Here is a 25,710-nt window from a genome sequence, read left to right as displayed (position 1 = left end):
ATTTTTTACAGACATGGGGTGAGAATTTAATGGCTAAATATAGAAATAACAGAATAAATGAAGAGATGAGAAAAGAAGTAAGCAATATTATTCGTGATGATATAAGAGATCCTAGACTTAGCGCTATGATAAGTGTTACTAGAGTAGATGTAACCAAAGACCTTAGATATGCCAAGGTATTTGTTAGTCTTTTTGGAAATGATGAATCTAAGAAAAGTACTTTAGACGCACTAAAAAGTTCTGCAGGCTTTATAAGAAAAGAAGTAGGGCATAGAGTAAGTTTAAGATACACACCAGAAATAATAATCGAATTGGATAATAGTATAGAACAAGGTATGCACATAGATGCGCTTTTACACCAAATTAAGGAGAAAGAGCATCATGATAATGAATAATATTTTAAAGAAAATAAAGGAAAGTAATAGAATTGCTATTACTTTCCATACATCACCTGACGGTGATTCATTAGGAACTTCTTTAGCTTTAATGCAGGGACTTAGCAAAAAAGGTAAGGAAGTTTACATACTTTCCAAAGAAGAAATTCCTGAGAGTTTCAAGTTTTTGCCTTGTTCTCAACTAATAAACGGTGAAAATTTCAAAGTAATTCCGGATACAGAATGTGTAATAGTTCTAGACTGTGGAGATGTAAAGAGAATAAATGCAGATTTAGATTTTGATAATAAAGATTATACTTTAATAAATATTGATCACCATGTAACTAATGAGTTGTATGGAGATTTAAATTACGTAGATACCAATGCATCCGCCATGTCAGAGACTGTTTACCAGATGCTGCGCATCATGGGAATAGAAATAGATAAAGACATGGCTAAATGTCTTTATACATCTTTAATAACAGACAACGGTTCTTTCAAATACTCAAGTACTACTTCAGTTAGTCATGCTATAGCTGGAGATTTAATTAACACTGGAATTGATTTTAGTGAGATTCATAGGATTGTCTTTGATAATAAGAAACTTGAGACAATAAAACTCTATGGAAAAGCTATTGACAATCTTGAACTTTTTGATGAGAAAATATGTGTAATTACTGTTACCAAAGAAATGCTTTCTGAAATTGGCATAGACGAAAATACTGATTCAGGTGACATTGTAAATATTGGTATGCAAATAGATACTGTAGAAACTTCGGCAATTATAAAAGAAAAAGACAATGTTGTAAAAGTTAGTTTAAGATCTAAGTCTAAGGTAGATGTAAGAGAAATTGCTGAAAGATTTGGTGGGGGTGGCCATATCAGAGCAGCAGGATTTGCAATTGAGAATAAAACTATAGATGAAGTTAAAAGCTTAGTAGTAGAAGAATTAAAGAAAGCTCTTTAGTAGTAGAGCAAAATATTAGAAGAAGAGTTGATGTATATGGATGGAATACTAAATATTAACAAACCTACAGGGATGTCATCTTTTGATGTTGTAAGAAAAGTAAAAAGTGTAGCGAAAACCGGGAAGGTAGGGCATACTGGTACTCTTGATCCTGAGGCTTCGGGAGTACTACCAATATGTATTGGACGTGCAACTAAGCTTGTAGACTATATAATGAATGACTACAAAGTTTACAAAGTCGAACTAAGACTTGGCATTAAAACTGATACATATGATAGAGAAGGAAAAATACTTGAAACTGCAGAAGTTAATTTAACAGATGAAGAAGTAAGAAATGCAATTTTAAGTTTTATAGGAGAAATAGATCAAGTTCCACCTATGTACTCTGCTTTAAAGGTAAATGGAGAGAGGTTATATTCTCTAGCACGGAAGGGTATAGAGGTTGAAAGAAAATCTAGAAAAATTAATATATATGATATAAATATATTAAATATAGATTTACCTAATGCAAGTTTTTTAGTTAAATGTTCTAAGGGGACTTATATTAGAAGTCTTTGCTATGATATTGGAGAAAAACTTAAATGCGGTGGAACGATGTGGAATCTTCAGAGAGTTCAAACAGGAAGTTTTAATATTTCTAGTTCGATAAAACTTGAAGATTTAAATATTGATAACATTCATGAATATCTAATTCCAATGGATAAATCATTAGAAAGCTATCCTAAACTATTAATAGAAAGTCATTACGAAAAATTGATATTTAATGGAGTAGTAATTAAAAATCCTCATCTATTAAATAAGGTTGAAATGAATAAATTATATAGAGTTTATGTAAGAGATAATGAATTTATTGGAATTGGAATGAGAAATAACCTTGGATTTAAAATGGAAAAATTATTGATTCAGAGGTAGTTAATATGGTTATAATAGAAGATAGCTTTGAAAAAAGTTTTAAAGAGAATACCTATATTGCTCTAGGAAGTTTTGATGGGCTACATATAGGACATATAGGTTTAATTAGTAAAACCGTTAAACTAGCAGAAAAGTACAAAGCAAAGAGTATGATTTTTACATTTAAAAACCATCCATTAATGACAATAAATCCAGAACTAGCACCTAAACTCATCATGGATAATAATTCCAAAGTTGATGTATTAAAAAACTTAGGTGTGGACATAATAAATATGGTGGACTTTAATAAAGAATTTATGAGGATGTCTCCTGAGGATTTTGTCATCAATCTTGTAAGATGCTATGGTGCTAAGGGGTTAATAGTTGGTTTTAATTACAGATTTGGATATAAAAATCATGGGGATGTTGAATTGCTAAAGAAGATGAGCAATGAGTATGGATTTACCCTACATGTAATTGAACCAGTAAAATATAGAGATCAGATAGTAAGCAGTTCTTATATTAGGAGTATAATTGCTGATGAAGGTGATATAAAGAAGGTTAACAAGCTTCTCACTAGACCTTTTATGATGCAGGGAACTGTTATAAAAGGAAAGCAGCTTGGTAGGACACTCGGATTTCCTACAGTCAACTTAGATTATGATAAAAGATTTATTTTACCAAGAGGTGGGGTTTACTATACTGCAGTTGAGTACAAGGACAATATATTTAAAGGAATTACAGATGTAGGATATAATCCGACAACAGAAGACAATAAACTAAGTATTGAAACTCACATATTGGATTTTGATAAAGATGTATATGGAGAAAATATAAAAGTTTATTTTATAGAAAGAATGAGAGATGAGAAAAAGTTCAATTCTTTACTTGAATTAGCAGAACAATTAAAGAAAGATAAAAAATATGCAATGAAACAAAAGTTAGAAATTAATTTTTAAAATTTAATTTACAATTTTATTTTTATTTGCTATAATTACATTCGTGATCCTTATGCTAAGAAATCCGACATGCCGACGGTTTTCTTGGGATAAAGGGGATTTTACAATTGGAGGTGTCGATTAATGGAAAAGGCAATGAAAGAAGAATTAATGAAAAAATACGCAAGACATGAAGGAGATACTGGTTCTCCAGAAGTGCAAATAGCACTACTTACTGAAAGAATCAATCATCTAAATGATCATTTAAAGATGCATAAGAAAGACCACCACTCAAGAAGAGGTCTTTTAATGATGGTTGGTAAGAGAAGAGGTCTTCTAAACTACCTAATGGCTCAAGATATTGAAAGATATCGTGCTATTATCCAACAGTTAAATTTAAGAAAATAATTTTAGAGCGGCGAAAACCGCTCTATTATTTTAAAAAAAATCACTGGTATAAAATTCAATTTTAATGGTATAAAATCCAAAAATATATTAAAAATTATTAATTTAAATTGTATAATAATATTGATAAATATTGATAATAATATTGTAACCTGTGAAAGGAGGTTAATTTATGAGTAAAGTAATGGAAACTACTATAGCTGGAAGAACTTTCAAAGTTGAATATGGTAAAGTGGGAATGCTTTCAAATTGTGCATTACTTGTAAGCTATGGTGATACGGTAATTCTTATTAATGCAAATGCTTCAGATAAGCCAAGAGACGGGGTTGATTTCTTCCCTTTAAGTATAGAGTATGAAGAGAGATTATATGCTGTAGGTAAGATTCCTGGTGGTTTTATAAAAAGAGAGGGTAAGCCTTCTGAAAGGTCAGTTTTGAATGCGAGAGCGATTGATAGACCTATAAGACCATTATTTCCCAAGGGATATAGAAACGATGTTCAAGTGGTGTGTACTGTAATGTCAGTAGAACAAGACAATGCCCCAGATATATTGGCTATAAATGGAGCATCATTAGCTTTATGTTTATCTAGCATACCTTTTGAAAAACCAGTTGCAGCTGTATCAGTTGGATTAATAGATAATAAATTTATTATAAATCCAACTTTAGAGGAAAGGGAAAAAAGTTCTCTAAATTTAACTGTATGTGCAACTAAGGAAAGAGTTATGATGGTAGAAGCGGGTGGACAGGAAATACCAGAGGACGTAATGTATGATGGCATTATGTTTGGTCTTGAGGAATGTAAGAAGATAGTAGCATTCCAAGAAGAGGTTATGTCAAAGCTTGGTAAAGAAAAACAAGTAGTTGAATTATATAAAGTAGATGAGACTATTGAAAAAGATGTTAGAGAATTTGCATTTAATATAATTAAAGATGCTATGTACATAACAGATAAAGATCAAAGAAATGAAGCGATGAACACTGTAAAGAAAAGAATTAGTGAACTGTTCAGTGAAAAGTATCCAGATAATGGTGCAGATATCGCAGATATCGTATATACAATCCAAAAAGAAGTTGTAAGGAATATGCTTTTAAATGAGCATAGAAGACCAGATGGAAGAGCTTTTGATGAAGTAAGACCTATTAGCTGTGATGTAGCATTACTTCCAAGGACACATGGTACAGGACTATTTACAAGAGGATTAACTCAAGTAATGACTGTAGCGACTTTAGGTGCTTTAGGGGATGTTCAAATTTTAGATGGCCTTGGTTCAGAGGAATTTAAAAGATATATGCATCATTATAACTTCCCATCATATAGTGTAGGAGAAGTAAGACCTTTAAGAGGACCAGGAAGAAGAGAAATTGGTCATGGTGCTTTAGCAGAAAAAGCGTTGGAACCGCTAATTCCAAACGAAGATGAATTCCCATATACAGTTAGACTTGTGTCAGAAGTGTTAAGTTCAAATGGTTCGACTTCTCAAGCAAGTGTATGTGCAAGTACTTTAGCATTATTAGATGCAGGAGTTCCTATAAAGAGACCTGCAGCAGGAATAGCAATGGGACTTATTACTAGTGATGATTTATCTAAGGAAGAAGTAATAACAGATATACAAGGTATTGAAGACTTCTTTGGCGATATGGACTTCAAAGTTGCTGGAACAGAGGTTGGAATTACTGCTATTCAGTTTGATACAAAAATTAAAGGTTTATCTAATGATTGTATTAGAAAATCTTTAGATGGTGCAAAAAGGGCTAGAATGCACATTTTAGAAAAAATGAATGAATGTATTTCAGAGCCAAGAGAGGATTTATCAAAATATGCACCAAAAACTTATACAATGAGTATTGATCCAGATAAAATTAGAGACGTAATAGGACCTGGTGGAAAGGTTATTAATAAAATAATAGCTGAAACTGGTGTTAAAATCGATATAAAGGAAGATGGAAAGATATTCGTAATGTCTGATGATAGCGTATGTGCTAAGAGAGCATTAAAGATTATAGATGACCTAACTAGAGAAGTAAAAGCAGGAGAAATATATCTTGGAAAAGTTACTAAAATAACCACTTTTGGTGCTTTTGTAGAAATACTTCCAGGTAAAGAAGGATTGGTTCATATATCAAAACTTGACTTTGCTAGAGTAAATAAAGTAGAAGATATAGTTTCTGTTGGAGACGAAATACTAGTTAAGGTAACAGAAATAGATAATCAAGGTAGAGTTAACCTTTCTAGAAAAGATGCTATAAAGGATTCAGAAGAGAAAGAGACAACAGAAGAGTAAAAAATAGAAGGGCATTATGATGCCTTTTTATTTTTGTATATTATAGTGGGGAATAGTATATACTTATGAAGTGAAAGTAATAATCGGAAGAAGTGAGAGATGTATCCGATTATTATCTGAACGAATCTAGGAACATAGCCGCTCTTTGTTCACACTTTGAATAATGTGTGCACATTAAGGCGGGGAGTTATCGGAAAAAATATAAATTCCTGAGGAGGCACTGATGTATAATTTATTTAAACTAGACAATGGACTAAGAGTAGTTGTGGAGAATATAGATTATGTTAATTCAGTTAGTGTAGGATTATGGGTGAAAAATGGTTCGAGAAATGAAGATAAAATAAATAATGGAATATCTCATTTTATTGAACATATGTTTTTTAAAGGTACAAACGATAGAACTGCACTCCAAATAGCAGAGTGTATAGAAGATGTAGGTGGCCAAATAAACGCTTTTACAGGAAAAGAGGCTACATGCTTTTATATAAGAGCTTTGGATTCTTACTTAGAACTTTCTCTAGATGTAATTTCAGATATGTTATTCAATAGTAAATTTTTACAAGAGGATATAGAGAAGGAAAAAGGTGTAATAATTGAAGAAATAAATATGAGTGAAGACTCACCTGAAGATGTTCTATCCGATCTTCATAGTGCAGCTATTTGGGGAGAAAACTCTATATCATTACCAATACTAGGAACAGAGGAAACAGTAAGATCCTTTACTAGAAATCAGATTTTGGAGTATATTGCTAACTATTATATACCAGAAAATTCGGTTATATCTATCTCTGGGAAATTCGATTCTCAAAACATTGAAAAAATTGTACAAAAATATTTTGGCAATTGGAATAGCAGTAACAAAAGGTTAACAGAGTATTCTAAACCAGAGATTTTAAGAAATAATTTATTTAAGAAAAAGAGTATTGAACAGCTTCATATGAGCCTTGCGCTACCAGGTATAGAGACAGGAAATGAAGATTTGTATACTTTATTGCTTTTAAGTAATGTATTTGGCGGAGGAGCATCATCTATACTTTTTCAAAAAATTAGAGAAGAAAAAGGTTTATGTTACTCAATTTACTCCTATATTTCTGCTTTTGTAAACACAGGTGTAATAAGTATATATACAGGGCTTAATTCAAAATATTCAGCAGATGCTCTTACTATGATAAAAGAAGAAATTAATAAGTTTGTGAAAAATGGCATAAGTAATGAAAAGCTTATAAAGGCAAAAGAACAATTAAAAGGAAGTTATCTCTTAGGATTAGAGAGTACTAGTAGTAGAATGTTCAATAATGGTAAGTCTGTATTATTCTTGGATAGAATAAATACACCTAGTGATTTAATAGAAAAAATAAATAGAATAGATAGAACTAAATTAGATGAAGTTATGCAAAAAACTTTTGCACATGGTATAATAAACTCAGCTTTTGTAGGTGAGAATGTTGACATAGATATTTTAAATAACATTCTTGAAAAAGAAACGATAGCTTTTGAAAGTAGGAAAAGCGAGTCTATATAATTGAGCTGGGAATAACTCCTTAATATTATTCATAGTATGTAAAGTAAAAGATACATAATATTTAAGGAGGTATTTAGTAGTGGGGGAAAATATAAAATTATATAGTGATATGGAAAAGTATGAAATAATTAATGTTAATGACGGAGACAAATTTAATTGCTTAGGTAATAACGACATAGTTATTGATGAGGATGGAAATTTAAAACTATTGGTTTTAAATGATAATAAATCTAAATTTGGACTATTTTCTAAAAGTGAGTTTGTTGAGGTACCTTGGGAATATGTAAAAAAAATTGGTTCAAAAACTATAATATTTGATGCAGAAGAAAAAATGCTTAAGAGATCTCGTTAACAAATTACGGATCTCTTTAATATACTAATATTAGAGAATTTGATGGAGGGTAAACAATGAAGATTTTAGTACAAAAGTTTGGAGGAACTTCTGTATCCACCCATGAAAGAAGAGCACAAGTAGTTAATAAAATAATTAAAGCAGTAGAGGAAGGCTTTTCAACCGTAGTGGTAGTATCAGCTATGGGAAGAAAAGGGCAGCCATACGCAACAGATACCCTTCTTTCTTTAATAAGTGATGAATTTAGAAAGAAAAATACATTAGGTGTAGACCTGCTTATGAGTTGTGGTGAAATTATAAGTACGGTAGTAGTGAGTGATGAGCTAGCTAAAAATAATTTACAAGCAGTACCTATGACAGGAGGACAAGCGGGCGTAATAACAGATGATAATTATAATAATGCATCTATTTTAAGAGTTGATACTGAAAATTTATTAAGTATATTAAAAGATGGGAAGATTCCTGTTGTTGCTGGTTTTCAAGGGGTAAGTGAAAAGGGCTTCGTAACTACTATAGGAAGAGGTGGAAGCGATACTACGGCATCTCTTCTTGGAGTAGCACTTCAGGCTGGGGAAGTTCAAATTTACACAGATGTAGATGGAATTATGACAGCAGACCCAAGAATAGTTTCAGATGCATCCTTAATCGAGGAAATTAGTTATAACGAGGTTTTTCAATTTGCAGATCAAGGTGCAAAGGTAATACATCCTCGTGCAGTGGAAATAGCTATGAAAGGCAATATCCCGGTTGTTATTAAGAATACTATGAATGATTGTAAAGGAACGGTTATAAGTAATAGAGCAACTCAAAATTCTAATAGCGTTATAGATGGAATAACATCTATGGATAAGAGGGTACAAATTACAGTTCAGTGTGATAACAATATAAGTAATGAGAACTATTGGGTATTATTTGACGAATTAGCCAATAAATCAATAAGCTTAGATCTAATAAATGTATTTACTAAACAAAAGATATTTACTATTGACGAAAAGGATATGGACAACCTGAAAATAATAATGAAGAATTTGGGGTTACAATATTCTTATATAGAGCAATGCACTAAGATTTCACTGATTGGAGCTGGAATGAGAGGTATTCCAGGAGTTATGGCAAAGATATTAAAGACATTAGCACGAGAAAATATTGATGTCCTTCAAACAGCAGACTCACATACTACCATATGGTGTCTAGTAGAAAGTAAGAATACAGAAAAAGCAATTAATTCGCTTCACAGAGAATTTAAATTAGGCGGAGAATAAAATTAAGATGTATATGAATCCCCTTTGATGCACAAAATAGAACTATGCAAGGAGGGGATTACTATATGTCAGATGAAAAAGAGAATAAAGAGGTTAAGGAAAACAAGGAAGATGTAGATCTAAAAGATAATAAAGAGCTACAGAATATAAAAGAATTGGGAGTTCCCAATATTCCCAAAGGTAGAGATAGGATTCAGATACTACCTATTATTGGCCAGATTGAAGGACATGGGGTCTTGCCACCTCAAACCAAAACCACTAAATACGAACATGTTATACCACATTTGATTGCGATAGAAAATGACCCTAGCGTTGAGGGGGTGCTTTCTATACTTAATACAGTAGGTGGAGATGTGGAGGCAGGGCTTGCTATATCTGAAATGATAGGAAGCTTAAGTAAGCCTACTGTTTCCTTAGTTATAGGCGGAGGACATTCAATAGGAGTTCCACTTGCTACTTCAGCAGATTACTCCTTTATATCACCTACGGCTACTATGATTGTTCATCCTATCAGAATGACTGGTCTTGTTATAGGAGTTCCACAAACTTTTGAGTATTTTAATAAAATGCAAGAGAGAATAAATGATTTTGTAGTGAGAACTTCTAAAATAGATAGGAGTAGACTGAAAAACCTAATGCTTCAAACCGATGAACTTTTAAATGATATGGGAACTATTCTAATAGGAAAACAAGCAGTAGATGAAGGGTTGATTGATCAAGTGGGTGGGATAAGCGATGCTTTAAAGAAACTAGAGGAGCTTATAAAAGAACATAAGAAGGTACAACAGCCATAGGATATTTCCTATGGTAATTTCTATTTATACTTAAATATAAAAGGAAATGTTTATATTGTGTAGAAATAGTAATAGGTAAAACTAATTAGCACCTAATTGTTTTACTATCGGAGGTGATATTTGACATGACTAAAAAAACAGAGAAATATGAACTAAATAGTGATATTAAAGGAATTTTACTGGTTACCATAGGAGTACTAATGATAATTAGTGTTTTTTCATCAGCATCTTCAGGAATTGTTGGAAAAATTATTAGAAGATTGTTAATAGCTATTATGGGGATAGGTGCGTTTGTTTTTCCTGCCTTAATAATTTTTGTGGGTTTTTGTTCAATAGCAAAAAAGAATAAAATAAATTTTAGTAGAAAGTTTTATGGAATCATACTTTTCCTAGTAAACACTCTTTTATTTTTTCAAATGGTTATACTATCCAACTATTACATAAATGATGATGTAACCTTTGGAATTAGAAAATTGTATGAGTCAGATACCATGATGCACGGGGGAATTATTAGTTTTCTAATTGATGTGCCATTATTTAAGTTATTCGGAAACGTCGGTTGTTACGTGATCTTTTTATCAGTATATATAATATCCTTTATCCTGATGAGTAGGGTTACCATATATGATATATTACATACAATCAAATTGACATTAATGGAGAGTAGATCTCAAGATGATGAAGTACTAATTCAAGATAAGGATGATGTAAAGGCTACAGATGTTACACAAGGAGGAGAAAAGGAAAGCTTTATTAAAAATATAAATAACAGAATTAAGATACTAGATTTTATGAAATCAGCAGACAAAAAAGATGATGCAAATTTATCAGATAAAAATGATAATGTTAAAATGAGTAGTGAAAACATAAAAAATAACACGGAGGTTGAATATGCATCAGATAAATTAGAAGATAATTCTATAAAAGAGGAATTAGCAAAACAGATGACTGGTACAGTTAATATTCCAAAATTAGAATACAATTTTCCTCCTGTAGACCTATTAAAGCCCAACATTCAATCTAAATTGAATAGAGAGGACAAAAAAGAGTTAATAAATAATGCAAATAAGTTGGAGGAAACATTAAGTAGTTTTGGAGTAGAAGCTAAAGTTATCCAAGTGAGCAAAGGCCCTTCAGTTACAAGATTTGAATTGCAACCCAATCCAGGAGTTAAGGTAAGTAAAATTGTAAATTTATCTGATGATATAGCTCTAGGTCTAGCAGCTTCTGGTGTAAGAATAGAAGCTCCAATACCAGGAAAGTCTGCCATAGGAATAGAGGTACCTAATAAGGAACTTACTGCAGTGTACTTAAGAGAGGTAGTAGAGTCAGTAGAATTTACTAATTCGAATAAAAATTTAGCATATTGCCTGGGAAAAGATATAGGTGGTAATTGTGTCGCTTCAGATCTTTCAAAGATGCCGCATATGCTTATAGCGGGGGCTACTGGTTCTGGTAAAAGTGTATGTATAAATACCCTTATTATAAGTTTACTGTATAAGTATTCACCGGATAATGTTAAACTGTTAATGATAGACCCTAAGGTAGTTGAGTTAAGTGTTTATAATGGAATTCCACATCTATTAATACCTGTAGTTACTGATCCTAAGAAAGCTGCAGGAGCTTTAAATTGGGCTGTTCAGGAAATGACAAGAAGATATAAGCTATTTGCTGACAATGGTGTTAGAAATATCGAAGGTTATAATGACCTAGTTCATAAGGGAAGAGTCGAAAACAAGCTTCCTTTCGTTGTAATAATTATTGATGAACTTGCAGATTTAATGATGGTGTGTCCAAATGATATTGAAGATTACATAGGCCGTTTAGCTCAGATGGCAAGAGCAGCTGGAATGCATCTAGTCATTGCTACGCAGAGACCATCTGTAGATGTTATTACAGGAGTTATCAAAGCAAACATACCTTCTAGAATATCTTTTGCAGTATCCAGTCAGATTGACTCTAGGACCATACTTGATACAGCGGGAGCGGAAAAGCTTCTAGGAAAAGGAGATATGCTTTTCTATCCAGTAGGTGAGGCAAAGCCGATAAGAATTCAAGGAGCATTTATTTCGGAAAGTGAAGTTGAAAATGTAGTGAATTTTATTAAGGACCAACAAGGCGCACCTAGCTATGAGAATCATATAATACAGCAAATTGATACGGATTCAAACTCTAATGATTCTGATAGCGATGATTTATTAGAGGAAGCTACTAGGATTGTAATAGATGTCGGACAGGCTTCTACGTCATTACTTCAGAGAAGACTTAGAATTGGTTACAATAGAGCTGCTAGAATAATTGAGCAGATGGAGGAACGTGGAATAATATCTGGAAGGGATGGAAGTAAGCCAAGACAAGTATTAGCTAAAAGAGAAGAGTTTTAGGTATCTCTAAAAATAATTTGTCAACAGAATAATTTGGTCTATTTCAAATGTAGTAATAAAATTTTAACTTGTAAAATATAAAAAGTAGATTTAAAATAAAATATGAGTTTACTTAAACAACATTACATAAACAGGAGGAACTAAGGTGGAAAAATTAAAAATTGGACTTATCAGCTTAGGATGTGATAAGAATAGAATAGATTCAGAGATAATTCTAAGTAAAATAAATGCAGAGAATGTTATAGTGAATGATCCAAGAGAAGCGGATGTAATAATAGTAAATACATGCGGTTTTATAGAATCATCAAAACAGGAGTCTATAGAAACTATACTTGAAATGGCGGAGTATAAGAATAAGTATAATTGTAAACTTCTTGTTGTAACTGGATGCTTAACGCAAAGATATGGTAAAGAACTTACTGAATTACTTCCAGAAGCAGATATAATGCTTGGAGTTAATGATTATAATAAGCTAAATGAGAGCATTGATAGATGTATAAGAGGTAAGGAAAATAAAGTTTATAGTTTTAATTATAGTGACTCAACTATAAATGAAGGTAAGAGAATTTTGACTACACAAACAGCTACAGCTTATTTAAGAATTGCTGAAGGATGTGATAATTTCTGCACTTATTGTATAATTCCTAAAATTAGAGGGAAATACAGAAGCAGACAGATGGACAGTGTACTAGAAGAGGCTAGGAGTCTAGCTGAGCAAGGTGTTAAAGAGGTTATACTTGTTGCTCAAGACACCACAAGATATGGTATTGATATTTATGGCAAAAAAATGCTTCCTGATCTTGCTCGTGAGATTTCTAAAATAGAAGGTATTGAATGGATAAGAATATTATATTGTTATCCCGAAGAAATTACAGATGAGCTAATAGATGAGATTGCAAGCAATGATAAAATATGTAAGTATTTAGATATTCCAATTCAGCATATAAGTGATGATATAATAAAGCTTATGGGAAGAAGAGGAAGAAAAGAAGAAATACTAAACAACATAAACAAATTAAGAGACAGAGTAAAAGGTATAGTAATAAGAACATCTATCATTGTAGGTTTTCCGGGAGAAACTGATAGTAACTTTGAGGAGTTAAAGGATTTTATAAGAGAAACTAAGCTTGATAACCTAGGAGTGTTCAGATATTCACAAGAAGAAGGAACTCCTGCAGCTATGATGGAAAATCAAGTTGATGAAGAAACAAAGAAAAAAAGAGAAGAAGAATTAATGTTACTTCAACAGAAGGTTTCAAAAGAAGTTAATAATAATAAGATAGGTAAAACTTATAAAGTGATTGTTGAAGGAAAAGAAAAGGAATCCTGGTATGGAAGAAGTTATGAGATGGCTCCAGAAATAGATGGGTTAATTTATTTTAAATCTGAGGATAAATTACAAAAAGGAACTATGGTAAATATAAAAATTACAGAAAGCTTTGAATATGATTTAATGGGAGTTGTATGTGATGAATCTTGCGAATAAGCTTACATTACTAAGAATTGTATTAGTTCCAGTATTTTTAATATTCATTACAATAAGAGATATACCTTATGGAAAACCTATAGCTATTGCTATATTCATAATAGCATCTATAACAGATACGTTAGATGGATATATAGCAAGAAGTAGAAATCAAATAACTAGATTTGGTAAATTCATGGATCCATTAGCAGATAAGTTATTGGTTACAGCTGCTTTAATTTCTTTAGTAGAATTTCATATTATACCTGCTTGGGCAGCTATGATAATAATTGCTAGAGAATTTGCTGTAACTGGTCTTAGGTCAGTGGCTGCTGCCGAAGGTATAGTGATTGCAGCTAGTGCCTGGGGAAAAGCCAAAACTGTAACACAGATAACTGCTATTATACTAGCATTGGTAAACTTAAATTATAATCATGTATCTCTCGGGATTATTAAAAAATATATTACCTATCCTCATAAATTTTTAAATTTAACTACAAATATTGCAATGGCGGCTGCTGTGACTATTACAATAATTTCTGGTTTAGATTATTTTGCAAAGAATAGAGAAGTAATGAAATCAGATAGGTAAGTATAATGATTGAGAATTGAAAGCCTTCAATTCTCAATTAGTTTTTATCATCAGATTAAAATTAAGAAAGTTTGTCTATAATTAAGATAACAGATAAGTATAAATTTTTAAGAATATTTGAGAAAGTATTGCTAAGTTAGGTTATAATTAAGATAACCATCTAGTTAAAATCACAGTTTATATGCACTTTCAATTTATCCGATTACTATCCGCTCTAATACCTCACGCACTCTGTGAAAGTGATTCACACAAAATCGAAGATTTGAGTTCTCTACTTTTATTTAATTGGGAGTAAAGAGCGGCTAAGTCCCTGGATAACGACTTCTAAGCTTCAGATGGAGTTTAAGCCAAGAATTCTGTTTATATTACTGTTGACCGAGAAACTAATATAGTATATAATTAATTTAGAACAAACGTTCTAAGATGGAAAGGAAGTGATCCCAGTGGGGAATATTAACGCTGAAAAGTTAAAAGCTTTAGAGGCTGCTATGGGACAGATAGAGAAGCAATTTGGTAAAGGTTCTGTAATGAAACTTGGAGAACAAAGCGGACTAAGTGTAGAAGCAGTATCTACAGGATGTCTTGATTTAGATATAGCATTAGGTATTGGGGGAGTTCCAAAAGGAAGAATAATAGAAATATTTGGACCAGAGTCTTCAGGAAAAACTACTGTAGCGCTACATATAGTTGCAGAGGCTCAAAAATCTGGTGGAATTGCAGCATATGTTGATGCAGAACATGCACTTGATCCTGTATATGCTAAGAACTTAGGGGTAGATATAGATGAGTTAATCGTATCTCAACCAGATACAGGAGAGCAAGCTTTAGAAATCGTAGAAGCATTGGTTAGATCTGGTGCAGTTGATATAATAGTAGTAGACTCAGTTGCTGCTTTAGTGCCAAAAGCAGAAATAGAAGGAGAAATGGGTGACTCTCATGTAGGGTTACAGGCAAGACTTATGTCTCAAGCGCTAAGGAAACTTACAGGTGCCATAAATAAATCAAAGTGTGTAACAGTATTTATAAATCAGTTAAGAGAAAAAGTTGGAGTTATGTTTGGTAATCCAGAAACAACGCCTGGTGGAAGAGCTTTAAAGTTTTATGCTTCAGTGAGAATGGATATTAGAAGAATTGATTCTATAAAACAAGGTGATTCAGTTGTAGGTAACAGAACGAGGGTAAAGGTTACTAAGAATAAAGTTGCCCCACCTTTTAAACAAGCAGAATTTGATATAATGTATAATCAAGGGATATCAAGAGAGGGAAATGTAGTTGATGTAGGCGTAAAAGAAGAATTAGTTCAAAAAAGTGGTGCATGGTTCGCATATAATGACACAAGACTTGGACAGGGAAGGGAAAATGCTAAGCAGTTCCTGAAAGAAAATCCAAATGTTCTTTATGAAATAGAAAATAAAATAAGAGAAAAACATGAACTGCCAACAATTAAACCTCAAGTAGATACTAAAACAATGGCTAAAGAAAAAGCAAGCGTGGATGCCGAATAATTAATTATGGAGTCGCAGGTTGTTAAAGCTTGCGATTCTTTTATTTTGCAGGAATTAGCAAAGTATGATTTAGATATAGCGCAGGAAATGGTAAAAATATAATCATAATATAAGGAATAAAAATTATATGAACTTGACAATAATTGAATTATAATATAAAATTAAGACAAATTCTGGTTTATCATGAATTTAAAATTACCGATTGAATAGATATGGCACCTTTTCTATGCTTGTATATTAAATAAAAAATAGATAAAAAAAAGCGAAGGAGGTGTTCATGTGGAACCTATTATATACGAAATTATTGTTGGTATAATAATAGCAATTGGTTTATTTATTCAGTTTAATACAACAAAGAACAAAGCCAATGCTATAAAATCACAGGCTCTTGAAGAGTCTAATAGATTAAAAGAAGAGGCTGAGAAACACGCTGAGTCTAAGAAGAAAGAAGCTATTATTGAAGCCAAAGAAGAGGTTCACAGATTAAGAACTGATTTAGAAAGAGAGTCAAGAGATAGAAGAAATGAGCTTCAGAGACTAGAAAGAAGATTAATACAAAGGGAAGAATTGCTCGATAAGAAGGGCGATGCGCTTGAAAAGAAGGAAGAAAACATTAATAAAAAGCAACAAGAAATCGATGAATTACAAGCAAGTGTAGAAGAACTATATGGAAAGCAAAGAGAAGAACTTCAGAGATTATCAGGCTTAACGTCTGAAGAAGCAAAACAAATTTTATTGGAAGAAATCAATAAGGAAATAAAACACGATGCTGCTATAATGATAAAGGAAGTAGAGGCAAAGGCTAAAGAGGAAGCTGATAAGAGAGCTAGAGAAGTCGTTACCTATGCAATTCAGAGATGTGCAGCAGATCATGTAGCTGAGACTACAGTGCATGTTGTTTCACTGCCTAATGATGAAATGAAGGGAAGAATAATTGGTAGGGAAGGTAGAAATATAAGAACTCTTGAAACCCTAACTGGTGTTGATTTAATAATAGATGATACTCCAGAAGCTGTAATTCTTTCAGGATTTGATCCAATAAGAAGAGAAGTAGCAAGGATAGCGTTAGAAAAACTAATAATCGATGGAAGAATTCACCCGGCAAGAATTGAAGAAATGGTTGAAAAAGCTAAAAAAGAAGTTGAAAATGATATCAAAGAAGAAGGAGAGCAGGCAACCTTTGAAACTGCTGTACATGGTCTTCATCCAGAATTAATTAAGTTACTAGGAAGACTAAAATACAGAACAAGTTATGGTCAGAATGTGTTAAAGCATTCTATTGAAGTTGCTTATTTAGCTGGCCTTATGGCATCAGAACTCGGGATGGATCCAACTATAGCTAAAAGAGCAGGTTTACTTCATGATATAGGTAAAGCTGTAGACCATGAAATGGAAGGGCCTCACGCTATCCTAGGTTCAGAGGTCGCAAAGAAATATCGCGAATCTTCTATAGTAGTAAATGCAATTGCAGCTCATCATGGAGATGTAGAATTTCAATCTTTAGAAGCTGTGCTTGTTCAGGCTGCAGATGCAATTTCAGCTGCAAGACCTGGTGCAAGAAGAGAAACTTTAGAAGCTTATATTAAGCGATTAGAGAAACTTGAAGAGATAGCAAATACATGTGAAGGTGTAGAGAAGTCGTATGCCATTCAAGCGGGAAGAGAACTTAGAATTATGATAAAACCAGAAGAAGTTGATGACGCAGGTTCCGTTGAAATGGCAAGGAACATAGCTAAGAGAATCGAAAGCGAGTTAGAGTATCCTGGCCAAATAAAGGTGAATGTAATTAGGGAAACCCGTTCAATAGAATATGCAAAATAGTGAATAGTTAATGAAATCTAAAAATTTCCTTTTAAGTTTTGTAAAATATAGAACATTTACAGAATTTAAAAGGAATTTTCAATTTTTTGTAGAATACTATAAATTAGTAATAATAACTAATAATGTTAGTATAATATATGGGAGGTTTATTATGGAAGTATTAAAGGTTTCAGCAAAATCAAGTCCAAATTCAGTAGCAGGAGCATTAGCAGGGGTTTTAAGAGAAAGAGGAGTAGCTGAGATACAAGCTATAGGAGCAGGTGCTTTAAATCAAGCAATTAAGGCTGTAGCTATTGCTAGAGGTTTCGTTGCACCTAGTGGAATCGATTTAATTTGTATACCAGCATTCACTGATATTCAAATAGATGGAGAAGAAAGAACAGCTATAAAGTTAATAGTTCAACCAAGATAATACTTTTTCATATAAACAGAATTCTTGGCATAATGCGAGGTTTTAATTCAATATTATGCTTGTTAATAGATTTCTAAGTGTCTTTGACACTTAGAAATCGTTATCTATAGACGTAGCCGCTCTTTATTCATTCTGTGGGTAAATATTAGAGCGGGTATTCAACAGATAAGCAGAGGAGTGAATATAAAGGGACTTGATTTAAACTCAAGTCCCTTTAACTATTTAATTGGTATTCATAGATATATAATATACTATATATGTTAATGATATTGACTATATCTTAGGCTGTGTTAAAATGTAGAAAGGTGCGATTTAATATGAAATAAAGCAGATAAGAAATACGTGGTAAATATTATAAGGGGGAAACCAATGGACGTTAAAGCAATATTTGAACTAATGAGACCAAAGCAATGGATTAAAAACTTTTTTATATTTGCAGCCATAATTTTTTCAGGAAATCTTTTGAATTTAAATATATTAAGTATAAATATTCTAACATTTGTGTTATTTTGTTTTACATCATCAGCAGTATATGTATTGAATGATATCGTAGATATAGAAAAAGATAGATGTCACCCAGAGAAAAAAAGAAGGCCCCTTCCAAGTGGACGGGTATCTAAAAATATGGCAATAGGATTATGCATTTTTATGTTTTTAGGCGTAATGTACTTCTCATATGTTATAATAAATATAAGAATTGCTGTAATACTGATCGCCTATATAATAATTAATATATTTTACTCTTTTAGGTTGAAAAATGTTGTAATTATAGATGTTATGATAATAACTTTTGGCTTTGTTTTAAGAGTGGAAAGTGGAAGTATTGCTACAGGGGTTTTAGTGTCACCTTGGCTTCTCTTATGCACTATATTACTTTCATTGTTTTTGGCTCTCAATAAGAGGAAGAGTGAAATAATAACTTTAAAAGATAAGAGTGGGTCACATAGAAAAATACTAGAAGAATATTCTGTACATATGATTGATAAAATGCTTACTATTGTAACACCAAGTATACTAATGGCATATTGTCTTTATACATTTAGTTCTGTACAAAGTAAAACGATGATATTCACTATACCTTTTGTTTTATATGGGATTTTTAGATATGAGTATTTAGTAGATAAAAAAAATGTAGGTGGAAAACCAGAAGATGTATTTAAAAAAGATACACCTTTTTTAATTAATGTATTATTATGGGTAACATCAATCTTCGTAATAATATACTTTAAACTATAGTATATGTGATAGAAAGGATTTTAACTTATGAATATTGAGAGTTTAAGAAGAGATGTATTCTATAGGGTTGTATTAGCCCTAGGTTTAACTGCATCTATTCTTTGGGTGATTTTTATAGATACTAAACCTTTTTCGGACTTTCAGTACTATTATGATCTTGCTGTTAACATAGCAAATGGACTACCTTGGGGAGATACCTACACGTCGGTGGGATATTCAATAGTACTTGGAGGCATATTTAAACTGTTTGGTGCAAGTATAGTTAATGCTAAAATATTTAACTTAATACTTACACTTACAAACGATCTGTGTTTTTTATCTATATTAGATAAAATAGATGTAAAAGAAAAAGATAAGAAAATTATTTTTACTTTATTTGTATTTATACCTAGCAGCATATTTTATAATAGTATTTTGGCTACAGAGATAATATTTACAACTATACTGCTTTTGATAACAAATGCTTATTTTAGTAAGGCTAAATATAAATACATTTTGATAGGAATATTAACTGGATTAAATACAATGGTAAAACCTTTTTTTATAATATTTGCTTTTGCTATATTTTTAGTAGAGATATTAAAAGAAAAAAGATTCTTAAAAGCTATTAAGAACTCTTTAGTTATATTTATTTTAAGTGCAATAGTAATTTCACCTTGGATATATAGAAATACAAAACTTGTGGGTCAATTTACATATGTATCAAATAATGGAGGAATAGTATTATATATAAACAATAACTCACAAAATAGACTTGGAAGATGGATGGCAGCTAGTGATGTAGAAAACTCTATAGTAAATACAGAAGAATATAATAGAGCAAATATGACAGAAAAAAATAAAATGCTCGGCAATGGAGCAAAACAGTGGATTAAAAGTCATCCAAAAGAATTTATTGTCTTAGGATTTAAGAGGCTATACAATACCTATTTATTAGGTGATGATGTTTTATATAGTACTTATGGGACAGGACTAAACGAATATACAAGATCAATAATTTTTTCAATGACTAATAATATAAGAAATTTAATATTTATTCCGGGGATTATATATATACTATTGTATAGTATACTAACATTAAAGGGTATTATAACTAATAGAACAGAATTATTAAATAAGTTTAATTTATATACAGTAGTAGTATTTTTTATGTTTACTTCTATATACTTTATAACGGAGGGGCAAGGTAGATATGCCTTTCCAGAAACATTTATAATGATATTCTGTTTCTATCTATTTATAAAGCTTATAATGTGGAGATATAAGGAGTCGAGATCATGATAGTATTAATTTTAGTTTCAGTTTTTTTAGGTGCTATTGGACAAGTACTTGTTAAATATGGGGCATCTGCACTTGAATTGAACTTTGCGGGAAAATACTTAATTACTAGTATAGTAAGTATACTAAAAAACATACCAGTAATGTGTGGAATTATATCTTATGGAGTAAGTTTTCTATTATGGATAAAGGTTTTGAGTAAGGTAGAGTTAAGTTATGCATATCCTATGGTTAGCATAGGATATATACTGGTTATGTTTTTTTCATATTTTTTATTCAAAGAAAATATTTCGGTTATGAGAGTATTTGGAGTAATTCTAATTATTGCTGGAGTAATATTGGTAGCAAGAAGTTAACAAAAAGTAAATTTAAGATAGTGTTACTATAAAAATTTTAACAGAGCCTTAATTTTATCCTATGACTACTCGCTCTAATACTCCCTTTTTTCAAAGGAAAGTAAAGAGCGGCTACGTCCCTGGATAACGATTTCTGAGTATCAGTTGTAGTGCAACTCCATTTGATGCCAAGAACTCTGTTTATAGGGCCTGTTGAATTTAGAAATGGGTGATAAAATGCTATATGCAGACTTACACATTCATTCTAACTACTCTGATGGAAAATTATCGCCAGAAGAGATAGTTAAACTATCGATAAAGAGAGGAATAAAGTGTATTTCAATAACAGACCATGATACTGTAGATTCTCAATATATAGCTAATAAAGCATTGCATAACAGTCAAATTAAGGTTATTTCTGGTGTGGAAATAAGTTCTCAGTACAAGGATATTGAAATCCATATATTAGCTTACTTTATTGATACAGAAAATGAGAAATTGAAGTTAACTCTCCATAATATTAAGAATAGTAGACGAGAGAGAGTAGATAAGATTATAAAAAAATTAAATGAAATAAACGTAGATATTTCTATAGAAGATATAACGAAAAAGGATTATGATGGGTCTATTGGACGATTACATATAGCAAAGCTTCTTGTGAAAAAAGGATATGCAAATAATACTAAGGATGCTTTTCAAAGATATCTTATAAAAGGGAAGCCAGCTTATGTAGATAGGTGGAAAATTGACTATAAAGATGCTTTAATGCTCATTAATGATGCAAAAGGAATGGCGGTACTAGCGCACCCAGGAGAAATATATAAGAATATAATCTTAGAAAAAATAATAAAGGATTTAAAAGTATATGGACTAAGAGGTTTAGAAGTGTTTCATCCAGCACATTCCTCAAAAGGAACAAACGATTACTATAATTTAGCTAAAAAGCATTCATTAATTATAACTGGAGGAAGTGACTCACATGGTAGTATTGTAAATGGTGATTATACTTTAGGTACTATTGGTATGAATGAAGCACTAACATATAAATTTTTGTGCTATGCAGGTAGATAATACTTGCATAGTGAGTTTTAAAACTAAAATATATGAGATATGGAGGAGATAAAATGATATTTTCAAAAAAAGCAGAGCAAATTGCACCATCAATTACATTGGCTATAACTGCTAAAGCAAAAAAGATGAAATCAGAAGGAATCGATGTAATAGGATTTGGAGCTGGGGAACCAGACTTTAATACACCTGAACTTATTCAAGAAGCAGCTATAAAGGCTATAAAAGATGGATATACAAAGTATACCCCTGCATCAGGAATTATGGAATTAAAGGAGGCTATTATAGAAAAATTTAAAAAAGATAATGAACTAAATTACAGTGCCTCTCAAATTATAGTATCAACAGGAGCTAAACAGTGCCTAGCAAATGCTTTTGCGGCAACTCTAAACCCTGGTGATGAAGTTATTATTCCAGTACCATATTGGGTTAGCTATCCTGAACTTGTTAAGCTTGCGGACGGAGTACCTGTATTTGCTCAGACAAAAGAAGAAAACGGTTTTAAATATACAATTGAGGATTTAAATAAAATCGTTACAGACAAAACAAAAATGATACTTATAAACAGCCCAAACAATCCTACTGGTACCGTTTATACAAAAGAGGAACTTGAAGCTTTGGCAAACTTCGCTAAAGAAAAGGATATATTAATTTTATCTGATGAAATATATGAAAAACTAATATATGGAACTACTAAACACATAAGTATTGCTAGTCTTTCAGAAGATGCATATAAAAGAACTATAGTTATTAACGGTGTTTCTAAAGCTTATTCTATGACTGGATGGAGAATAGGATATGCTGCAGCTAGTGAGACTATAGTAAAATTAATGTCAAATATACAAAGCCATACTACATCAAATCCTAATTCTATTGCACAGTATGCATCAGTACAAGCATTAAAGAGCGACACTTCAGAGATGGATTTAATGGTTGCTGAATTTAAAAATAGAAGGGACTATATGGTAAACAGAATTAATGAGATAGAAGGCGTATCTTGTATAACTCCAGAAGGAGCTTTTTACGTAATGGTTAATATATCAGGATTATTTGGTAAAAAATTAGATGATGTAAACGTAAATGATTCCTTAAGTTTTTCAGATATGTTATTAGAAAAGGAAAAAGTAGCAGTCATACCTGGTATAGGTTTTGGAACAGATAACTATGTTAGACTATCTTATGCTACATCAAAGGAAAATATAAAAAATGGGTTGGATAGGATTGAAAGCTTTGTTAGACAATTAAAGTAATATTAATTTCATCTTGTGCTAATAATAATAAGGTACTAATATGCAAATGATTGCATAAAGTAATGAGTAAAATATAAAAATTATTATTATGTAATCATTTTCAATCGAAAACAGTTATTGAAACATATAAAAAAAATGTTATAATAAAAAGGGTAAGTTTGTTAAATATTATTAAATTTATAATAAAAGCAGGGGTGAATAGAATGGTTACAAGAGAAGTTACAGTAAAAAGTGCAACTGGATTACATGCAAGACCAGCAACTTTATTAGTGAAAAAGGCATCTTCTTTTAAGTCAGACATAAGCATTGAGTTTGATGGGAAAAAAGCAAACGTAAAGAGTTTAATAGGTGTTTTATCACTAGGAGTTACAAAGAATGCAACTGTAAAAGTTATTGCATCTGGTGATGATGAAGCACTAGCTGCAGAGGAAGTTGCTAAATTAATAGAATCAATAGAAGAATAATTGAAATTAATATAAATAAAAGGCTCATATAATTTGAGCCTTTTATTTATTGCTTAAAACTTTGTCTTGTCTTAAATAAAAATAACAACATGTCCATTCCTGCCACACCTATTAGAATATAAACTATTCTTCCAATTAAATTGGCAGGTTCCCCGAAGAGAGCACCTACTAAGTTAAGATTAAATAAACCTATAAGTCCCCAATTTATTGCTCCGATGATTACTAGAATCAAAGAAACCTTGTCTATAAGTTTGAACTTGTACATATAATACCTCCAAAACCCTATAAATTTGCTTCTACTAAATTATATTAAGTTATCAATAAAATAGAACAGGTTGTACATAAATAAATTAAGTTATAAATTCAAGAATAATTTTAAAGCTAAATGGTAAATTAAGAATAATTAAAATATAAAAATAACGAATATAAAGTATATAAAATAGCTGTAATATATGTTATAATATGAATGAAAAACACATAATTAAATATTACATACGTGTGGAGGTGCTTTAGCATGAGAGATACATATAATACACCACTAAATACAAGATATGCTTCTAAGGAAATGAGTTATTTATTTTCAGAGGAAATGAAGTTTAAGACATGGAGAAAGTTATGGGTAGCACTTGCGGAGAGTGAGAAAGAGTTAGGTTTGAATATCACTGATGAGCAAATTGAAGAACTTAAAGCTAATGTGGATAATGTAAATTACGAAATAGCTGAGCAAAGAGAAAGGGAAGTTCGTCATGATGTTATGAGCCATGTCTATGCATATGGAATTCAATGTCCAAAAGCTAAAGGAATAATACATTTAGGGGCTACAAGCTGTTATGTTGGAGATAACACTGATTTAATAGTTATGAAGGAAGCTCTTATCATAATTAAGAAAAAGCTAATAAATACAATAAATTCACTGTGTAGGTTTGCACTAGAACATAAAGATTTACCTACTCTAGGATTTACTCATCTGCAACCAGCACAGCTTACTACAGTTGGAAAAAGAGCTACTCTATGGATGCAGGACCTATGTCTTGATTTAGAGAATTTAGAGTTTGTAATTGATCATATGAGATTCAGAGGGGTAAAAGGAACCACCGGTACTCAAGCAAGTTTTATGGAACTATTTAACGGTGATGAAGCTAAAGTTAAACTTTTAGATAAAATGGTTACAGAAAAAATGGGATTTAAGAATGAATATATGGTAACTGGTCAAACATATCCAAGAAAATTAGATTCTATAATTCTAAATACTCTTTCAGAGATTGCTCAGAGTGCTTACAAGTTTAGTAATGATTTAAGATTACTTCAGAGTATGAAGGAGATGGAAGAACCATTTGAAAAAAATCAAATAGGATCATCAGCTATGGCATATAAGAGAAATCCTATGAGGTCCGAAAGAATGGGAGCATTAGCTAGATACATAATTGTAAATTCATTAAATCCAGCTATAACAGCTTCAACTCAGTGGTTTGAGAGGACATTGGATGACTCTGCTAACAAAAGAATAGCAGTATCAGAGGCATTTCTTGCATTAGATGGAGTTTTAAATCTATATATGAACGTTTCTAGCAATATGGTAGTGTATCCTAAGGTAATTGAAGCACATGTAAAGAGCGAACTTCCTTTTATGGCAACAGAGAATATTATAATGGGTGCTGTAAAAAGAGGTGGAGACAGACAGGAACTTCACGAAAGAATAAGACAACATTCTATGGAAGCAGGAAGAATGGTTAAAGTTGAAGGAAAGGAAAATGATTTAATAGAAAGAATAGTAAATGATAAGTTCTTTAATATGGATGAAGCAGAAATATTATCACTAATAGATCCTAATAAATTTATTGGTAGAGCATCAGGCCAAGTAATTGATTTCATAGAAGAAGTCATAAAGCCTATTATAGAAAAAAATAAGAATTTAATTGGTGGGGAAGTAGAAATAAGTGTATAGCTTATTTATGAATTAATTTATAGAACAAAGTTTTAATCAGATGGAAGTTAGCTTTCATCTGATTATTTATAATTTAAGTCAAAATTATCAGTAAATGAAAATTTTACTGTTGCTAAGAGATAGCAAAAATTTTAAAAAAACTATTGATAAAATAAAAAAACCTTGC

Annotated in this window: 24 protein-coding genes; 23 read left to right on the top strand and 1 reads right to left on the bottom strand. The window is 31.4% G+C overall.

Features of this window, described 5'->3' with window-relative positions:
- Nucleotides 1-29 precede the first annotated feature (29 nt).
- The 22 genes from rbfA (at nt 30) to AC0N0V_RS16815 (ending at nt 23,599) form a co-directional block, all read left to right on the top strand.
- Entirely contained in the window at nt 30-395 is a 366-nt protein-coding gene (gene rbfA, locus AC0N0V_RS16920; RefSeq protein ID WP_474459513.1) for a 30S ribosome-binding factor RbfA, read from the top strand.
- Nucleotides 382-1,341 carry a DHH family phosphoesterase gene (locus AC0N0V_RS16915; RefSeq protein ID WP_474459511.1) on the top strand — a complete coding sequence of 320 codons (960 nt, stop codon included), beginning with the start codon at nt 382-384 and terminating at the stop codon, nt 1,339-1,341. Before rbfA ends, AC0N0V_RS16915 begins: the two co-directional genes overlap by 14 nt.
- A 36-nt stretch (nt 1,342-1,377) precedes the next feature.
- A complete protein-coding gene (gene truB, locus AC0N0V_RS16910) occupies nt 1,378-2,253 on the top strand; it encodes a tRNA pseudouridine(55) synthase TruB (protein WP_474459509.1) in 876 nt (291 codons plus the stop codon).
- Between the two features lie 5 nt (nt 2,254-2,258).
- Nucleotides 2,259-3,191 carry a bifunctional riboflavin kinase/FAD synthetase gene (locus AC0N0V_RS16905; RefSeq protein ID WP_474459506.1) on the top strand — a complete coding sequence of 311 codons (933 nt, stop codon included), beginning with the start codon at nt 2,259-2,261 and terminating at the stop codon, nt 3,189-3,191.
- 123 nt (nt 3,192-3,314) lie between these two features.
- Nucleotides 3,315-3,578, top strand: coding sequence for a 30S ribosomal protein S15 (gene rpsO, locus AC0N0V_RS16900; protein WP_474459504.1), 264 nt, complete (start codon nt 3,315-3,317; stop codon nt 3,576-3,578).
- 169 nt (nt 3,579-3,747) lie between these two features.
- Nucleotides 3,748-5,859, top strand: a complete 2,112-nt coding sequence (locus AC0N0V_RS16895; protein WP_474459502.1) for a polyribonucleotide nucleotidyltransferase — start codon at nt 3,748-3,750, stop codon at nt 5,857-5,859.
- Between the two features lie 223 nt (nt 5,860-6,082).
- Entirely contained in the window at nt 6,083-7,381 is a 1,299-nt protein-coding gene (locus AC0N0V_RS16890; RefSeq protein WP_474459500.1) for a M16 family metallopeptidase, read from the top strand.
- A 79-nt stretch (nt 7,382-7,460) separates the two neighbouring features.
- Nucleotides 7,461-7,733, top strand: coding sequence for a YlmC/YmxH family sporulation protein (locus tag AC0N0V_RS16885; protein ID WP_474459498.1), 273 nt, complete (start codon nt 7,461-7,463; stop codon nt 7,731-7,733).
- A gap of 56 nt (nt 7,734-7,789) precedes the next feature.
- The gene (gene dapG, locus AC0N0V_RS16880) at nt 7,790-8,995 is read left to right on the top strand and encodes an aspartate kinase (protein ID WP_474459496.1); all 1,206 of its coding nucleotides are present in this window, start codon (nt 7,790-7,792) and stop codon (nt 8,993-8,995) included.
- A 65-nt stretch (nt 8,996-9,060) separates the two neighbouring features.
- On the top strand, nt 9,061-9,789 hold the full coding sequence (locus AC0N0V_RS16875) for a ClpP family protease (protein ID WP_474459494.1): 729 nt from the start codon (nt 9,061-9,063) through the stop codon (nt 9,787-9,789).
- Between the two features lie 125 nt (nt 9,790-9,914).
- Nucleotides 9,915-12,173 carry an FtsK/SpoIIIE family DNA translocase gene (locus AC0N0V_RS16870; RefSeq protein WP_474459492.1) on the top strand — a complete coding sequence of 753 codons (2,259 nt, stop codon included), beginning with the start codon at nt 9,915-9,917 and terminating at the stop codon, nt 12,171-12,173.
- A gap of 145 nt (nt 12,174-12,318) precedes the next feature.
- On the top strand, nt 12,319-13,659 hold the full coding sequence (rimO, locus tag AC0N0V_RS16865) for a 30S ribosomal protein S12 methylthiotransferase RimO (RefSeq protein ID WP_474459490.1): 1,341 nt from the start codon (nt 12,319-12,321) through the stop codon (nt 13,657-13,659).
- Nucleotides 13,643-14,230, top strand: coding sequence for a CDP-diacylglycerol--glycerol-3-phosphate 3-phosphatidyltransferase (pgsA, locus tag AC0N0V_RS16860; RefSeq protein ID WP_474459487.1), 588 nt, complete (start codon nt 13,643-13,645; stop codon nt 14,228-14,230). The genes rimO and pgsA overlap by 17 nt, the downstream gene beginning before the upstream one ends.
- A gap of 443 nt (nt 14,231-14,673) precedes the next feature.
- Nucleotides 14,674-15,735 (top strand): recombinase RecA, encoded by a 1,062-nt coding sequence (recA, locus tag AC0N0V_RS16855; protein WP_474459485.1) that lies wholly within the window; start codon nt 14,674-14,676, stop codon nt 15,733-15,735.
- A gap of 279 nt (nt 15,736-16,014) precedes the next feature.
- Nucleotides 16,015-17,556 carry a ribonuclease Y gene (rny, locus tag AC0N0V_RS16850; protein ID WP_474459483.1) on the top strand — a complete coding sequence of 514 codons (1,542 nt, stop codon included), beginning with the start codon at nt 16,015-16,017 and terminating at the stop codon, nt 17,554-17,556.
- Between the two features lie 151 nt (nt 17,557-17,707).
- Entirely contained in the window at nt 17,708-17,968 is a 261-nt protein-coding gene (gene spoVS / locus AC0N0V_RS16845) for a stage V sporulation protein SpoVS (protein WP_474459481.1), read from the top strand.
- A 369-nt stretch (nt 17,969-18,337) separates the two neighbouring features.
- Nucleotides 18,338-19,204, top strand: a complete 867-nt coding sequence (locus tag AC0N0V_RS16840) for a decaprenyl-phosphate phosphoribosyltransferase (RefSeq protein WP_474459479.1) — start codon at nt 18,338-18,340, stop codon at nt 19,202-19,204.
- Between the two features lie 27 nt (nt 19,205-19,231).
- Nucleotides 19,232-20,485, top strand: coding sequence for a hypothetical protein (locus AC0N0V_RS16835; protein ID WP_474459477.1), 1,254 nt, complete (start codon nt 19,232-19,234; stop codon nt 20,483-20,485).
- Nucleotides 20,482-20,838: an SMR family transporter gene (locus AC0N0V_RS16830; protein ID WP_474459474.1), complete on the top strand. Its 357-nt coding sequence runs from the start codon at nt 20,482-20,484 to the stop codon at nt 20,836-20,838. Before AC0N0V_RS16835 ends, AC0N0V_RS16830 begins: the two co-directional genes overlap by 4 nt.
- Before the next feature lie 204 nt (nt 20,839-21,042).
- Nucleotides 21,043-21,888: a PHP domain-containing protein gene (locus tag AC0N0V_RS16825; protein ID WP_474459472.1), complete on the top strand. Its 846-nt coding sequence runs from the start codon at nt 21,043-21,045 to the stop codon at nt 21,886-21,888.
- 53 nt (nt 21,889-21,941) lie between these two features.
- Nucleotides 21,942-23,135: a pyridoxal phosphate-dependent aminotransferase gene (locus AC0N0V_RS16820; RefSeq protein WP_474459470.1), complete on the top strand. Its 1,194-nt coding sequence runs from the start codon at nt 21,942-21,944 to the stop codon at nt 23,133-23,135.
- Between the two features lie 203 nt (nt 23,136-23,338).
- Nucleotides 23,339-23,599, top strand: a complete 261-nt coding sequence (locus AC0N0V_RS16815) for an HPr family phosphocarrier protein (protein WP_474459468.1) — start codon at nt 23,339-23,341, stop codon at nt 23,597-23,599.
- Nucleotides 23,600-23,645: 46 nt separating this feature from the next.
- Here the strand turns inward: AC0N0V_RS16815 and AC0N0V_RS16810 are convergent, their stop codons facing one another.
- Nucleotides 23,646-23,864 carry a DUF378 domain-containing protein gene (locus AC0N0V_RS16810; protein ID WP_474459466.1) on the bottom strand — a complete coding sequence of 73 codons (219 nt, stop codon included), beginning with the start codon at nt 23,862-23,864 and terminating at the stop codon, nt 23,646-23,648.
- A gap of 249 nt (nt 23,865-24,113) precedes the next feature.
- Between AC0N0V_RS16810 and purB the strand changes: the two genes are divergently transcribed.
- On the top strand, nt 24,114-25,544 hold the full coding sequence (purB, locus tag AC0N0V_RS16805; protein WP_474459464.1) for an adenylosuccinate lyase: 1,431 nt from the start codon (nt 24,114-24,116) through the stop codon (nt 25,542-25,544).
- The last annotated feature ends 166 nt before the right edge of the window (nt 25,545-25,710 follow it).

The organism is Clostridium sp. CS1-1 (assembly GCF_056135525.1).
Note: the sequence above shows the minus strand (reverse complement) of the source record. Positions and strands in the feature narration are given on the sequence as shown.